This window comes from Streptomyces sp. NBC_01515 (genome assembly GCF_045040345.1).
Classification (GTDB): domain Bacteria; phylum Actinomycetota; class Actinomycetes; order Streptomycetales; family Streptomycetaceae; genus Streptomyces.
The window spans coordinates 7,915,443-7,929,624 of record NZ_CP109416.1 but is presented as its reverse complement, the minus strand read 5'-3'; the positions used below and the strand labels follow the sequence as shown (position 1 = coordinate 7,929,624).

The following is a 14,182-nucleotide window of genomic DNA, read 5'->3' as shown; positions in this document are numbered from 1 at the left end:
GCACTTGTCACCCTTCGAACGAGATGACGAGTTGCCTGCGGCATACCCACGAGCGCATGTGCCCCGAGGACTTGTGCACTCAAAGTAATCCTACGATCACCCGTCCAGCCACGGCGATCGCGGAAACGCCACCATTCGCCACCCCTTCGAATGAACCTACGGTTGCCCGCGCACGATTCACTTGACATAGGACGACCGGAAGTGGGCGTAGCGGTGCACGCAGGGGCGCGCACCGTCGAGCACACCACCCGAGGCGCTCCCGGACGCCGCCTGGACCACGCGGCGCGGGGCAGGCGTGAACACAGAGTGACGACACGCATCCGTCTCGTAACCACCGGTGCGTCGGACCCGTTGGAGGGGGCATGGGCTTCACGATCGGCAGCAGCCGGGGTATCCGCGACATCCGGTCCGGCACGCGCCGCCGCGGCCGCGCGTCGGAGTGCACAGCGGTGGCCGAGTTCACCGGCCTCTGGGGCTGGGACGTGGTCGCGGGCGCACGGGCCGCCGGCGGCGCGTGTTCCTGCGGTGACACCAAGTGCCCCGCGCCGGGCGCACATCCACTGACCTTCGCGCCCGAGGTGCGGGCCGGCGCGACCCTCGACGAAGTCACCGACGCCTGGGCCGAGTTGCCCGGCGCCGCGATCATGCTGCCCGTGGGCCGCGCGTTCGACGTGATCGAGGTGGCCGAACCCGCCGGCCGCCGCGCGCTGGCCCGCCTGGAGCGGATGGGCCTCCCGCTCGGCCCGGTCGCGGCGACCCCCGACCACCGCGCCCACTTCTTCGTCGCCCCCGGCGCCGCCGCCGAACTCCCCACCCTGCTCTACCGCATGGGCTGGGACGACCCCACCTCCCTGGACCTCCGCGGCCTGGGCCCCGGCACCCACATCACCGCCCCACCCTCGGACCGAGGAGGCCTGGGCCCGGTCCGCTGGCTCCGCTCCCCCGCGCTCGACTCGGCCACCAAACCACCGGCCGCGCGGCTGCTGTTGGGCACGCTGGCGTACGTGGCACACAGGTCGCGCGCGTAGGCCGTAGACGACGAAGTGCCCGCCCTCAGCGATGAGTTGAGGGACGGGCACTTTTTTGATGGGGGCAGCTACAGCGCCCCTGCAAGGGGCGCGGGGAACTGCGCGACCAGCCCCCACCGACCCGCAGCGAACAAACGACCCATCAGTCCCCGATAAGGGCATCAACAAACGCCTCCGGCTCAAAGGGCGCCAAATCATCCGCACCCTCACCAAGCCCGATCAGCTTCACCGGCACACCCAGTTCACGCTGAACCGCGATCACGATGCCACCCTTGGCGGTCCCGTCCAGCTTCGTCAGCACGATCCCGGTGATGTCGACAACCTCGGCGAAGACCCGCGCCTGCACCAACCCGTTCTGCCCGGTCGTGGCGTCGAGCACCAGCAGCACCTCGTCAAGCGGCGCATGCTTCTCGACAACCCGCTTGACCTTCCCCAGCTCGTCCATGAGCCCGGTCTTCGTGTGCAACCGCCCGGCCGTGTCGATGAGGACGACGTCGACCCCCATCTCCTTGCCCTCCTTCACCGCGTCGAACGCGACGGAGGCGGGATCCCCGGCCTCGGGCCCGCGCACGGTGTGGGCACCGACCCGCTCACCCCAGGTCTGCAACTGGTCGGCGGCGGCGGCCCGGAACGTGTCGGCGGCGCCGAGCACGACGGTCCGCCCGTCGGCCACGAGGACGCGGGCGAGCTTGCCGGTGGTGGTGGTCTTGCCGGTGCCGTTGACCCCGACGACCATCACGATCCCGGGCTTGCGGTCCTCGGGCTCGGTCTTGACCGTGCGGTCGACGTCGGTGTCGACCAGCTTGAGCAGTTCCTCGCGCAGCAGCGTGCGCAGCTCCTGCGGGGTGCGGGTGCCGAGCACCTTCACGCGGGCGCGCAGGCCGTCGACCAGTTCCTGGGTGGGGGCCACGCCGACGTCGGCGGTGAGGAGGATGTCCTCGATCTCCTCCCAGGTGTCCTCGTCGAGGTGCTCGCGGGACAGAAGCGTGAGCAGCCCCTTGCCGAGCGCGTTCTGCGAGCGGGAGAGCCGGGACCGGAGCCGGACGAGCCGTCCGGCGGTCGGCTCGGGAACATCCAGCTCGGGGACATCCAGTACGGGGGGTTCCTCGACGGCGACCGGGGCCGAGCCGTCGGGGAGATCCACCTCCTCTATCGTCCGGCGCGCTTCGTCGCGCGGCGTCTCGGCCTCGTCGCCGACGTGCGGCTCGGCCGGCGGGGCGGTGATGTCGGGGACGGAGGTGGGCGGCGGGGGCAGCGGCTTCTTGCGCCGGCTGCCGACGACGAGCCCGCCCAGCGCACCGAGCACGACCACGGCGATGACTACAGCAAGGATGACGGTTTCCATAACCCACCCAGTATCAGCCATGGGTCTCGCCGGGGCCCAGCGCGGGCACGGCCGGGGCGTCGGCGCCACCAGATCTCGCACCGTCCTCGCCCGCGCCGAAAAGCCCGGAGACCCGGAAGCCCCTAGTCACGCCCATGGCCATCTGACGTACCGTCAGCTACCGTCCCCCACCACGCACGACACCACGCACGACCCCACCGCACACGAAGGGGGACCTTCCATGCCCGTCTCGGTCGTACGCTTCAACCTCGTCGAACCCGGCGCCACCCCCGCCTCGCTGAGCGCCCGCTACCGGGCCGCCCTGGAGATGGCCGCGTACGCCGACGAGCACGGGATCACCACCGTGCAGACGGAGGAGCACCACGGCGTCGCCAACAACTGGCTGCCGTCGCCCTTCGCCTTCGCGGGCGCGGTGTTCGGCGCGACCCGGCACATCGCGGTGACCGTCTCGGCGGTGATCGGCCCGCTGCACGACCCGCTGCGGCTGGCCGAGGACATCGCCGTACTGGATCTGCTGAGCGGCGGCCGACTGGTGACCGTGGCCGGGATCGGTTACCGGCCCGAGGAGTACGCCCAGTTCGACGTGGACTGGAAGCGCCGGGGCAGACTCCAGGACGAGCTGCTGGAGACGGTCCTGAAGGCGTGGTCCGGCGAGGAGTTCGAGTACCGCGGCCGTACGGTACGGGTCACCCCGCGCCCCTTCTCCGACCCGCACCCCCTGCTGCTGGTCGGCGGCTCCTCGAAGGCCGCCGCACGTCGAGCCGCCCGGCTCGGTCTGCCCTTCTTCCCCAGCGCTCACCTGCCCGACCTGGAGGCCTACTACAAGGACCGGCTGGTCGAGTACGGCACCGAGGGCTGGACCATGATGCCGGGGGCGGAGACCCCGCTGCTGCACATCGCCGAGGACCCTGACCGGGCCTGGGCCGAGTACGGGGCGCACTTCCTGCACGAGGCGCGGACGTACGCCTCCTGGCAGTCCGGGGACATCCGCTCGGCGGTGAAGTCGGGGGCGACGACCGTGGCGGAGCTGCGCGCGGAGGGCGTCTACCGGATTCTCACGCCGGACGAGTGCGTGGCGCTGGGGCTCGACAACCTCGTCCTGCATCCGCTGTCGGGCGGGATGCCGGTGGACGAGGGATGGCGCAGCCTGCGGCTGTTCGCGGAGCGGGTGCTGCCGCGGCTCGGGGAGTGACCCGGATTCGGAGGGTGACCTTTACCCGCAACCGGTGGACCGGCCGGTCGACCGGTGGTCCACTGCGGTCATGACCTTGGCTGTGGATGTGTTCCTGCGTGACGCGGACGGCCAGTGGAACGTGCTCGACGTTCCGGAGGGCTGCAACGACTCGGCCGGCTTCGAGAACTGGCGCGAGACCGTGTGGGGTTCGGCGCCCGTGCGCGCGCTGGGCTGCGTGTACCTGCCCGTGCTGGCCTCCAGCGACCTGTACGTCGAGGCCTCGGACGTACCGGAGTTCCTGCGTGAGCTGGCGCTGCTGCGGGAGCATCTGGAAGCTGTCGCCGCGGCGGTCGGGGAGGGTACCGACCTCGTGGAGAGCCGCCTGGACAACATCGAGGCCGCCGCTCTCCGGGCCCGGGAGATCGGCGGCGGCGTCCTCATCTGGTGACTGAGGGGTGGTTTCGGGGAGACGGGCGGCGGGGGATTGAGCCCGTCTCCCCGAGCATGTGGGGAGGGCCCGGTCAGCCCATGTCCTCCAGCCTCTTGCCCTTCGTCTCCTTCACGAACTTCAGGACGAACGGGATGGAGAGCGCGGCGAAGACCGTGTAGATCACGTAGGTCGCGGAGAGGTTCCAGTCGGCCAGCGACGGGAAGCTCGCGGTGATGGCCCAGTTGGCGATCCACTGCGCGGAGGCGGCGACACCGAGCGCGGCGGCGCGGATCCGGTTCGGGAACATCTCGCCGAGGAAGACCCAGACCACGACACCCCAGGACAGGGCGAAGAAGAGGACGAAGACGTGGGCGGCGATCAGCGCGGTCCAGCCCTGCGCGGACGGCAGCTTGCCGTCGACGAGGTGGTACGAGAAGGCCCAGGCCTCCAGCGCGAGACCGACGACCATGCCGACCGAGCCGATGAGGGCCAGCGGCCTACGGCCGATGCGGTCCACGAAGATCATGGCGATCACGGTGCCGATGATGTTCACGATCGACGTCGTGAAGGAGTAGAAGAACGACTGCGTCGGGTCGACGCCGACGGACTGCCACAGCGTCGAGGAGTAGTAGAACGCGACGTTGATGCCGACGAGCTGCTGGAAGGCCGAGAGGCCGATGCCGACCCAGACGATCGGCTTGAAGAAGAAGCCGCCACCGCCGAGCAGGTCCTTGAAGGTCGACTTGTGCTCGCTCTTCATCGCGTGCTCGATCTCGGCGACCCGGGCGTCCAGGTCGATGTCGTCGCCCTCGACCTCACGCAGCACCTCGTGCGCACGGCTCAGCTTGCCCGCGGAGATCAGGAAGCGCGGGGACTCGGGGATGGCGAAGGAGAGCAGGCCGTAGAGGACGGCCGGGATCACCATCACGCCGAGCATGACCTGCCAGGCCTCGATGCCCATGAGCTTGCCGCGCTGGTCGCCGTCGGCGGCGTTCAGCAGACCCCAGTTGACCAGCTGCGAGATCGCGATGCCGATGACGATCGCGGCCTGCTGGAACGAGCCGAGCCGGCCGCGGTAGGCGGGCGGGGACACCTCGGCGATGTAGGCCGGGCCGATGACGGAGGCCATACCGATGGCGAAACCGCCGATGACCCGCCAGAAGGCGAGGTCCCAGAGCGCGAAGGGCAGCGCCGAACCGACGGCGCTGATGGTGAACAGCACGGCGGAGATCTGCATACAGCGGATACGGCCGATCCGGTCGGCTATCCGGCCGGCGGTCGCCGCGCCGATGGCACAGCCGATCAGGGCGATGGCGATGACCTGCGCCAGGACCGTGGAGCCGACGTCGTAGCGGTCGCGGATCGCCTCGACGGCACCGTTGATCACGGAACTGTCGTAGCCGAAGAGGAAGCCGCCCATCGCGGCCGCCGCCGCGATGAAGATGACGTGCGCGAGATGTTCGGGATGAGCCGGCCCGGCTCCTGACTGAGGTGCCTGCGCAGTGCTGGTCACGTGTAACTCCTGAGGCCACCGGCGTCGCTGCCGGGGTGGGGGGGCGACCCTTCCAGTGGCGCACAGCTTCCCGCTGCCCACCACCTGAAGGTAAAAGCAACGATGCAGAGACTATGCCTTCAAGTTTCGAAGTCAATAGGGGGTCCCCTGTGAGATCCAACCCCGCAGGTGACCGCAATACGTTCAAGACTTGAACATGCGATGAAGGTCCAGGGAGATCCATGGAGGCCTAACGAAGGCGCTGCGAAATGACCTTCGACACTCCGTCGCCCTGCATGGAGACGCCGTACAACGCGTCGGCGACCTCCATCGTTCGCTTCTGGTGGGTGATCACGATCAGCTGCGAGGCCTCCTGCAGCTCCTGCATGATCCGGATCAGCCGCTGGAGGTTCGTGTCGTCGAGCGCGGCCTCCACCTCGTCCATCACATAGAACGGGCTGGGCCGAGCCTTGAAGATCGACACCAGCAGCGCCACGGCGGTCAGCGACCGCTCCCCGCCGGAGAGCAGCGAGAGCCGCTTGACCTTCTTACCGGGCGGGCGGGCCTCCACATCCACACCCGTGGTCAGCATGTTGTCGGGATCGGTCAGGATCAACCTGCCCTCGCCCCCGGGAAACAGTCGGCTGAAGACGCCCTCGAACTGCAGGGCCGTGTCCCGGTAGGCCTCGGTGAAGACCTGCTCGACGCGCTCGTCGACCTCCTTCACCACTTGAAGCAGGTCGGCGCGGGTCTTCTTCAGGTCCTCCAGCTGCTCGCTGAGGAACTTGTGCCGCTCCTCCAGCGCCGCGAACTCCTCCAGCGCGAGCGGGTTCACCTTCCCGAGCTGCTGGTACGCCCGTTCGGCGGACTTGAGCCGCTTCTCCTGCTCGGCGCGGTGGAACGTACGGGGCTGGTTGCGCGGGTCCTCCGGATCATCGGGCAGCACCTCGCCCTCGGCGGCGAGCGAGGGCGGCACGAGCTGATGCGGCCCGTACTCCTCGACGAGCCCCGCGGGCTCCACCCCCAGCTCCTCCAGCGCCTTGTTCTCCAACTGCTCGATCCGCATCCGCTTCTCGGCCCCGAGCACCTCACCGCGGTGCACCGAGTCGGTCAGCTTGTCCAGCTCGCCCTTGAGGTCGCGCCCCTGGTTGCGGGCGGCGGCCAGCTCCTGCTCGCGGCGCGCCTTGGCGGCATCGGCGGCGGTGCGCTCCTCGTCGGCGCGGTGCAGTGACACCTCGACGTGCGCGAGCAACTGCCGCGCGCCGAAGGCGACGGCTTCGGCGACAGCGGCCTCGTGCCGCAACCGCGCGAGCCGCTGCTCCGCCCGTGCCCGCGCCTCCCGCTCGGCCCGGGCCCCGCGATCCAGCGAATCGGCCCGCCCGGCAAGCCCCTTGACCCGCTCCTCATGCGTACGAACCTGAAGCCGCGCCTCCATCTCGGTCTGCCGCGCATTGGCCCCATCAGCGGCAAGCCGATCCCGCACGGAGGTGTCGGGCTCCTCCTCGACCGGCATCTCCTCGGCCACGGCCAGCCGTTCGGCGAGCACTTCAGCCTCTTCTACGGCCTTGTCGAGCGCGTCCTGTGCCCGTGCCGCCGCCGCGGTCGACCGCTCGGCCTCACCGGCGGCGCCCCGCGCCTGCCCGGCCAGCCGGCCCAACTGCTGTGCCACGGTCGACTTCTCGCGCTCTGCGGCTCGGCGCCGCTCCCCCAACTCCTCGACCAGCGCGGTGCATTCCTTGCGGCGCTCGCCTGCGGCCTGCTGGGTGGCGGCCAACTCCTCGCAGCGGATGGCCAGTTCTTCGAGTTCGGCTGCGGCTTCGTCTACGGAGGCCTGGACTTCGAGGAGGCTGGGGGCGCCTGCGGAGCCGCCGTGGGCGAAGTGGGCGCCCAGTAGGTCGCCTTCGGCGGTTACTGCGGTCAACTCTGGGTGTGTGTATACGAGTTGCTCGGCGTCTTCGAGGGTGTCGACCACGACGTAGTTGTGCAGGAGGCGGCGGACTGCGGGCATGAGGTCGGCGGGGGCGCGGACGAAATCAGCGGCGACGGGTTGTCTGTTGTCTGCGGGCTCGTCGTGGCTGGTCGCGCCGTTCCCCGCGCCCCTTGAGGGTGTGCTCGTGCCCGGTGTGCGATCGTCCGGGCCTCCTGCCAGCAGGAGTGCCGCCCTGCCCCCGTCTTGCTTGCGCAGCAAGCGGATTGCGTCCGCCGCCGATGCGGGAGTTGTCACCGCGATCGCGTCCGCCGCCGCGCCGAAGGCCGCCGCCAGGGCTACCTCGTGGCCCGGGGTCACCGTGAGGAGTTCCGCCGCCGGGCCCAGGATTCCGGTGAGGCGGTCGCGGGCGCCGAGCAGTATCCCGGTGCCGTCCTTGCGGCGCAGGCCCAGGGCCAGCGCGTCTCGGCGGGCCTGGGTGGCGGCGCGTTGGCGTTCCGCCGCTGTGGACGCCTCGCGGGCGGCGGCCTGGGCTGCTTCCGCCTCGGCGAGGGTGGCCCGGGCCGTCTCGTGGCGCGCGGTGAGTTCCTCGTCGCCCGCGTCCAGGCCGTCGACCTCGGACTGGAGTGCCTCGTACTCCTCCTGCGCGGTGACCGCTCGTTCCTGGGCCTCGTCGCGGGCGGAGGCGAGGCGGTCGATCTCGGCCTGGGCGGAGGCGGCGCGTGAACGGGCCGCGTTGACCTGGCCGTTGAGCCGGGCGAGGCCCTCGCGGCGGTCGGCGATGGAACGGGCCACGTCCTTCAGGCGCCGTTCCTCGGCCGTCAACTCCCGCTCCAGTTCGGAGCGGTGGGCGACCGTGTCCTCCAAGGCGTGCTCGGCCGCCTCAAGGGCCGCTTCGAGTTCCGCCTCCTGCTCGCGGATGCGGGCGGCCTCGCGCTCCATGTCCTCGGGGTCACGGCCCCGACGTTCCTCGGGCGGCGCCGACGTCGCGCTCTTCACGCGGGCGTCGGCCAGCGAGATCGTGCCGCGTACCCGCTCGGCCAGCTGGGACAGCTCGTACCAGGTCTGCTGGGCGCGCTGGAGACGTGGGGTGAGCTGCCGTACCTCGTCCTCCAGGAGGCCCTCGCGCTGGAGCGCCTTGCGCAGTTCCAGTTCGGCGGCCTCCTTGCGTCCCTTCAGCGCGGCCTCGTCGGCGATCTCGGTGTTCAGCGCCTGGCGCAGTCGTACGAGATCGTCGGCCAGCAGGCGGAGGCGGGCGTCGCGGAGGTCGGCCTGGATGACGGCCGCCCTGCGCGCGACCGCGGCCTGGCGGCCCAAGGGCTTGAGCTGGCGGCGGAGTTCGTCCGTCAGGTCCTGCACGCGCGCGAGGTTGGCCTGCATCGCGTCCAGCTTGCGGAGCGCCTTCTCCTTGCGCTTGCGATGCTTGAGGACGCCGGCCGCCTCCTCGATGAAGGCGCGGCGGCCCATGGGGTCGGCGTGGAGCACGGAGTCGAGCTGGCCCTGGCCGACGATGACGTGCATCTCGCGGCCGATGCCGGAGTCGGAGAGGAGTTCCTGGATGTCGAGGAGGCGACACGTGTCGCCGTTGATCTGGTACTCGCTGCCGCCGTTGCGGAACATGATCCGCGTGATGGTGACCTCGGCGTACTCGATGGGGAGTGCCCCGTCGGAGTTGTCGATGGTGAGGGACACCTCGGCGCGGCCCAGCGGGGGGCGGCCGGTGGTGCCGGCGAAGATGACGTCCTCCATCTTGCCGCCGCGCAGCGACTTGGCGCCCTGTTCGCCCATGACCCAGCTGAGCGCGTCCACGACATTGGACTTGCCCGAGCCGTTCGGACCGACGACGCACGTGATGCCCGGCTCGAACCGGAGCGTGGTCGCCGAGGCGAACGACTTGAACCCCCGCAGGGTCAGGGCCTTGAGGTGCACGCCGCTGGACTCTACCTTCCGCCGCTCGCTCTCTCCATGAACGTCCGGTTCCCCGCGGTTTCGCCCTTGAACGTGCAGGGCACACCAAACGTTAAAGAGGGTGGAGGCAGCACGGGGGAAAGAAAGAAGGGACGCCGAAGCGTCCCTTGCAAACTCTGACAATCCAGCGGTTGACGCAGGCAGCCCAACCACTGCTTGTCATGTGATGCGTCGCGGTGATCAGGTGAGCGCGGGCTCCGCCTGGCGTGCGTCGAGCTCAAGAAGCGAATCGTGAGTTGCGGCAGCCGTCAGCGCGTCGTTCTCGTCCTGGATCCGAACGAGCTCGGATTCCAGGTCCTGGACGCGTTGCTGGAGCCGTCGCATCTCGGCGAGGAGTCGCGGGTCAGAGCCGCCGACGTAACCGAGAAGCGCCTTTGCCATGATGGATGGTCCTCCACACTGAGTGACCGACCGAAGCGGTGTGGGTCGTGAGGGAATCGCACCCGCGATGCTTGACAAACTGGGGTGTTGCTCTGCTGTTCTTCCATGCCAAACAGCTAAGGTGCGCGGGGCTTTCAGAGTCTCACCAAAAAGTTTGACGGTCAACACGATCACGCCCCGTATTGGCGGGCGACCCGGGGGCGCGCGGCCCTGACCGGGCGGCACTGCGACTCCTGCGGGGCCTCGCTGGGTGTGGCGATCATCCTTAGGTGCGGAGCCTGCCAGAGCGAGCCGTTCTTGGCAACCACCAGGCAGTTTCCGCCGCGGGCAGCTGCCGGTGGCATGTCCCTCCGCTTCCGCCAGGGCCGCTTTACAGCGTTTCGCAGATTGTGCTCAGCGGATCGCGAAGCCGTCGTAGCCGCCGCGGGGTGTGTCCCAGATCTCGGTGACGCCGTCCACGCGCCCGGGCGTGTCGTGCCCCTGGAGCCAGTCGAGGAGTCCTTCGCAGCCCTCGCGCGATCCCTCCGCGACCACCTGGACGCGTCCGTCGCCCAAATTGAGAGCAAAACCACTCAGGGCGCCGATCTCCAGAGCCTTGGCACGGGTAAACCACCGAAAACCCACACCTTGCACACGCCCTCGCACCCAGGCGACCATCCGCACATCCTCGCTCATGGCTGCAACCTAACCGGCCAAAACCTCTCTGGACACTTGCTCCCCTCGCGCCATGCGGTACCGTCCGCCCCAATGAATCTCATATGAAACTCACTCGATCGAGTGAGCTGGGTCACCGCAGGGACGAGTTGACCGCAAGGACGAAAGGCAAGGACATGGGACGCCACCGACGCTCCGCCGCCGGCCGCGCCGCCACGAGCCGCGCCACGGGGGTCACAGAGACGCACGGCTCATACACGAGCGGCTACGACCCGCATGACTCGTACGACTGGAACGACCGCGCCGACCACTCCACCCGGAACGACCGCTTCGACTGGAACCCGGCCGACGGCTCGACGATCGGCATGGCGCCCTATCTCCACCCGGAGGGTCCCGCCGAGTTCCACCAGCCCCACCCGAACCACCAGGCCCCCACGGACCACCGGGTCCACGAGGTCCGCGCGAACCACGAGGTCCCGCCGAAGAGCGAGGCCCGGCTGAAGGCCGAGAGCCGCCTCAAGGCCGACTCCCGCCGCAAGAGCGAGGCCTACCTCTTCGCCACCGAGGAGGACTACGCCGTGGTCTTCCCCGAGGCGGCGGGCGCCACCTCCTCCCGGGGCGACGCCTCACGCCCGGGCCGCGGTCGCCGTCGCAAGCGCAGGACCGCGACGCCGGTCAAGACCGGTCTGCTCGGTGTCTCCGCCGCCGTCGCCATCGGCACGGTCGCGGTCGCCGCGGGCGCGATGCCGGGGCTGGAGCACTACAAGCTCGGCGGCGGTGGCGGCTCGGACAAGGTGCAGGCGGCCGGTTCGCCGTCCAACTCGGCGACCGAGCAGGGCGGCACCTCCGGCAGCGCGGAGTCCCGCGACGACGGCTCGTCCACGAGCCGCGACGCGAACCGTGCGGCCTCCCCGTCGGCGGCTCCGACCAAGTCCGCCACCGCGCCCGCCACCAAGGCCCCGGCGAAGAAGCCGGCGGCCACCCCGACCGAGGAGCCGACGACCTCGACCCCCTCGGCGAAGCCCACCACTCCGGCGCCCACGCAGTCCGCCGACGCACCGGTGACGGTCTCCACGGAGGCCGCCGCCGAGGCCGAGGTGCTCAAGCTCGTCAACGAGCAGCGGGCGCTCGTCGGCTGCAGCCCGGTGGCCGCCAACAGCTCGCTGACCACGCTGGCCGAGAACTTCAGCCAGCAGATGGCCGACCAGGACTTCTTCGACCACACCGACCCCAGCGGGGCCACCCCGTGGGACCGGGCGGAGAAGCTCGGCATCACCAACCTCGGCGGCGAGAACATCGCCCGCGGCCAGGCCGACGCGGCCGCGGTCATGGACGCCTGGATGAACAGCGCCGGCCACAAGGCCAACATCCTGAACTGCGACTTCAAGACCCTGGGCGTCGGTGTGCACTTCGGCACCGGCGGCCCCTGGTGGACGCAGGACTTCGGGTACTAGTCCGACGCCGTAAGGCTCCGCAGGACACCGACAGGGAGCGCTAACCATTGGTTAGTGCTCCCTTTTGGTTAGCGCTGCGCTCGCGTACCCTGGCGACATGGACACCACCCAGGAGCGTACGGAGGAGCAGAGCTTCCCGTACGACGTCTTCGCGAAGGCCTGCCCCTCCCGAGGCACCCTGGAGCACATCACGGGCCGCTGGGGCGGACTCACCCTGTGCGCGCTGCACGAGGGCTCGCTGCGCTTCAACGAACTGCGCCGCCGCGTCGACGGCGTGAGCGAGAAGATGCTCTCGCAGACCCTGCACGCCCTGGAGCGCGACGGCCTGGTCCACCGCGAGGCCCAGCCGACCAACCCACCGCGCGTGGACTACGAGTTGACCCCGCTGGGACATGGCGTCGCCGAACGCCTCGCGGGACTGGTCGGCTTCATGGAGTCCCGCATGGACGACGTCCTCGCGGCCCGCACGCGCTACGACGAGACGCGCGGCGGTCTCTAGACCATCGGCGAGTTCCGGAGCCGCGGCGCCCGCTAACTCCTGGGCGCCTTCTGGCACTTCGGGCAGAAGTAGCTCGACCGGTTCATCCACGCCCGCCGGCTCATCGGCGTTCCGCAGCGCCGACACGGCAGGCCCTCGCGGCCGTACGCGTCGAGCGAGCGGTCGAAGTAGCCCGACTCCCCGTTCACGTTGACGTACAGGCTGTCGAAACTGGTGCCGCCCACGTCGAGGGCCGCGTTCATCACATCCCGTGCGTGGCCCAGGAGTTCGGCGGTGCGCGGGCGGGTGAAGGTCGCGGTCGGACGTTCGTAGTGGACGCGGGCCCGCCAAAGGGCCTCGTCCGCGTAGATGTTGCCGACTCCGCTGATCAACGACTGGTCGAGCAGGGCCCGTTTGATGGTCGTGCGCTTGCGGCGCAGGGCCTGGTGGAACAACTCGTCGTCGAACAAGGGGTCCAGGGGGTCACGCGCGATGTGCGCGATGACGTCCGGCAGCCCGTCCGGGGTGGTGTCGTGCAACGACAGCCCACCGAAGGTGCGTTGGTCGACGAAGCGGAGTTCCGTGTCGACGGAGTCGGCGAACCGGACCCGGATGCGCAGATGTTTCTCGTCGGGCAACTCGTGTGGCTGGACCAGGAGTTGACCACTCATCCCGAGGTGCGCCAGCACCGCCTGGTGGGTGTCCTCCAACGGCAGCCACAGATACTTTCCGCGCCTGCTCGGCGTGCCGATCCGATGCCCCTTGAGCCGGTGCGCGAAGTCGTCGGCACCGGCGACATGTCGTCGTACCGCACGCGGATGCAGCACCTCGGCGTCGGCGACGGTGCGCTGGGCGACCCACCGCTCCAGACCGCGCCGGACGACCTCGACCTCGGGCAACTCGGGCATGACATCCCCTGGTGGCAACGGGTGAACGATCCGAGCGCCCGTCCCACGTGGGGACGGGCGCTCGGTCGCGCTGTTCGGTCAGGCGGACGCCGACGACGTGTCGGTGTTCTCCTCGGCAGGCTGCTCAGCGGCCTCGGCGGCGGTCTCGACGGCCTGTTGTTCGGCCGCCTCCTTCGCCTTCTCGGCTCGCTCGTCCGCGTCGGCCCGGATGGACCGCCAGGCGGACTCGGCGGCCTGCTGCTCCGCCTCCTTCTTGCTGCGGCCGGTGCCGGTGCCGTACGAGACGCCTCCGACGCGGGCGGCAGCAGTGAAGGTCTTCTCGTGATCGGGGCCGGTCTCCGTGACCAGGTACTCGGGGACACCGAGCCCCTCGGTCGCGGTGAGCTCCTGGAGACTGGTCTTCCAGTCCAGGCCGGCACCGAGGTTCGAGGACTTCTCGATGAGCGGGTCGAACAGGCGGTGCACCAGTTCGGAGGCCGCATCGAGGCCCTGGTCGAGATAGACCGCGCCGATCACCGCTTCCAGGGTGTCGGCGAGGATGGACGCCTTGTCCCGGCCCCCCGTGCCCTCTTCACCGCGGCCGAGCCGGATGAAGGAGCCGAGTTCCAGACCGCGACCGACCTCCGCCAGCGCACGAGAATTGACCACCGCGGCCCGCAGCTTGGCCAGTTGGCCTTCGGGCAGGTCGGGGTGGGTCGTGTACAGCGTGTCCGTGACGACGAGGCCGAGCACGGAGTCCCCGAGGAACTCCAGCCGCTCGTTCGTCGGCAGACCGCCGTTCTCGTACGCGTACGAACGGTGGGTCAGCGCACGCACCAGAAGGGCGGACTCGAGGTGATACCCGAGCCGCCCTTCCAACAGCGTGTGGGACGAGGCTGTGTCCGCGTGTTTCTTGGCGACTGAGTCGGCCTTGACGTCAGACATGGTGCCTCTCACCAGCCGC

General features: G+C 69.8%; 12 protein-coding genes. 5 read left to right on the top strand and 7 right to left on the bottom strand.

The window, feature by feature from the left end:
* Nucleotides 1-362: 362 nt before the first annotated feature.
* Nucleotides 363-1,028: a bifunctional DNA primase/polymerase gene (locus tag OG407_RS35980; protein WP_405863705.1), complete on the top strand. Its 666-nt coding sequence runs from the start codon at nucleotides 363-365 to the stop codon at nucleotides 1,026-1,028.
* A 142-nt stretch (nucleotides 1,029-1,170) separates the two neighbouring features.
* On the opposite strand, the gene ftsY is transcribed toward OG407_RS35980, so the two are convergent.
* Entirely contained in the window at nucleotides 1,171-2,373 is a 1,203-nt protein-coding gene (gene ftsY, locus OG407_RS35975; protein ID WP_405863703.1) for a signal recognition particle-docking protein FtsY, read from the bottom strand.
* Between the two features lie 220 nt (nucleotides 2,374-2,593).
* Here ftsY and OG407_RS35970 point away from each other — a divergent pair, with 220 nt between their 5' ends.
* Together OG407_RS35970 and OG407_RS35965 are read left to right on the top strand one after the other, a co-directional pair.
* Nucleotides 2,594-3,565 (top strand): LLM class flavin-dependent oxidoreductase, encoded by a 972-nt coding sequence (locus tag OG407_RS35970; RefSeq protein ID WP_033282664.1) that lies wholly within the window; start codon nucleotides 2,594-2,596, stop codon nucleotides 3,563-3,565.
* 70 nt (nucleotides 3,566-3,635) lie between these two features.
* On the top strand, nucleotides 3,636-3,995 hold the full coding sequence (locus OG407_RS35965) for a hypothetical protein (RefSeq protein ID WP_403587388.1): 360 nt from the start codon (nucleotides 3,636-3,638) through the stop codon (nucleotides 3,993-3,995).
* Between the two features lie 73 nt (nucleotides 3,996-4,068).
* Here the strand turns inward: OG407_RS35965 and OG407_RS35960 are convergent, their stop codons facing one another.
* The 4 genes from OG407_RS35960 to OG407_RS35945 form a co-directional block, all read right to left on the bottom strand.
* Nucleotides 4,069-5,490, bottom strand: coding sequence for a sugar porter family MFS transporter (locus OG407_RS35960; protein ID WP_405863701.1), 1,422 nt, complete (start codon nucleotides 5,488-5,490; stop codon nucleotides 4,069-4,071).
* Between the two features lie 229 nt (nucleotides 5,491-5,719).
* Nucleotides 5,720-9,325 (bottom strand): chromosome segregation protein SMC, encoded by a 3,606-nt coding sequence (gene smc / locus OG407_RS35955; RefSeq protein ID WP_405863699.1) that lies wholly within the window; start codon nucleotides 9,323-9,325, stop codon nucleotides 5,720-5,722.
* A gap of 219 nt (nucleotides 9,326-9,544) precedes the next feature.
* Nucleotides 9,545-9,745: a hypothetical protein gene (locus OG407_RS35950; RefSeq protein ID WP_033282668.1), complete on the bottom strand. Its 201-nt coding sequence runs from the start codon at nucleotides 9,743-9,745 to the stop codon at nucleotides 9,545-9,547.
* Nucleotides 9,746-10,138: 393 nt separating this feature from the next.
* Nucleotides 10,139-10,420 (bottom strand): acylphosphatase, encoded by a 282-nt coding sequence (locus OG407_RS35945; RefSeq protein WP_405863696.1) that lies wholly within the window; start codon nucleotides 10,418-10,420, stop codon nucleotides 10,139-10,141.
* A 155-nt stretch (nucleotides 10,421-10,575) separates the two neighbouring features.
* Between OG407_RS35945 and OG407_RS35940 the strand changes: the two genes are divergently transcribed.
* Nucleotides 10,576-11,853 (top strand): CAP domain-containing protein, encoded by a 1,278-nt coding sequence (locus tag OG407_RS35940; RefSeq protein ID WP_405863694.1) that lies wholly within the window; start codon nucleotides 10,576-10,578, stop codon nucleotides 11,851-11,853.
* 97 nt (nucleotides 11,854-11,950) lie between these two features.
* On the top strand, nucleotides 11,951-12,352 hold the full coding sequence (locus tag OG407_RS35935; protein ID WP_403587374.1) for a winged helix-turn-helix transcriptional regulator: 402 nt from the start codon (nucleotides 11,951-11,953) through the stop codon (nucleotides 12,350-12,352).
* Nucleotides 12,353-12,384: 32 nt separating this feature from the next.
* On the opposite strand, the gene mutM is transcribed toward OG407_RS35935, so the two are convergent.
* Together mutM and rnc are read right to left on the bottom strand one after the other, a co-directional pair.
* Nucleotides 12,385-13,239, bottom strand: coding sequence for a bifunctional DNA-formamidopyrimidine glycosylase/DNA-(apurinic or apyrimidinic site) lyase (gene mutM / locus OG407_RS35930; protein ID WP_405863692.1), 855 nt, complete (start codon nucleotides 13,237-13,239; stop codon nucleotides 12,385-12,387).
* 78 nt (nucleotides 13,240-13,317) lie between these two features.
* A complete protein-coding gene (rnc, locus tag OG407_RS35925) occupies nucleotides 13,318-14,163 on the bottom strand; it encodes a ribonuclease III (protein WP_033282672.1) in 846 nt (281 codons plus the stop codon).
* Between the last annotated feature and the right edge of the window lie 19 nt (nucleotides 14,164-14,182).

What these genes read in the sequence shown, in the direction of transcription:
- ftsY (WP_405863703.1), bottom strand. Translation starts at nt 2,373, where the DNA reads ATGGAAACCGTCATCCTTGCTGTAGTCATCGCCGTGGTCGTGCTCGGT.
- OG407_RS35945 (WP_405863696.1), bottom strand. Translation starts at nt 10,420, where the DNA reads ATGAGCGAGGATGTGCGGATGGTCGCCTGGGTGCGAGGGCGTGTGCAA.
- OG407_RS35935 (WP_403587374.1), top strand. Translation starts at nt 11,951, where the DNA reads ATGGACACCACCCAGGAGCGTACGGAGGAGCAGAGCTTCCCGTACGAC.
- mutM (WP_405863692.1), bottom strand. Translation starts at nt 13,239, where the DNA reads ATGCCCGAGTTGCCCGAGGTCGAGGTCGTCCGGCGCGGTCTGGAGCGG.
- OG407_RS35970 (WP_033282664.1), top strand. Translation starts at nt 2,594, where the DNA reads ATGCCCGTCTCGGTCGTACGCTTCAACCTCGTCGAACCCGGCGCCACC.
- OG407_RS35980 (WP_405863705.1), top strand. Translation starts at nt 363, where the DNA reads ATGGGCTTCACGATCGGCAGCAGCCGGGGTATCCGCGACATCCGGTCC.
- rnc (WP_033282672.1), bottom strand. Translation starts at nt 14,163, where the DNA reads ATGTCTGACGTCAAGGCCGACTCAGTCGCCAAGAAACACGCGGACACA.
- OG407_RS35940 (WP_405863694.1), top strand. Translation starts at nt 10,576, where the DNA reads ATGGGACGCCACCGACGCTCCGCCGCCGGCCGCGCCGCCACGAGCCGC.
- OG407_RS35965 (WP_403587388.1), top strand. Translation starts at nt 3,636, where the DNA reads ATGACCTTGGCTGTGGATGTGTTCCTGCGTGACGCGGACGGCCAGTGG.
- OG407_RS35950 (WP_033282668.1), bottom strand. Translation starts at nt 9,745, where the DNA reads ATGGCAAAGGCGCTTCTCGGTTACGTCGGCGGCTCTGACCCGCGACTC.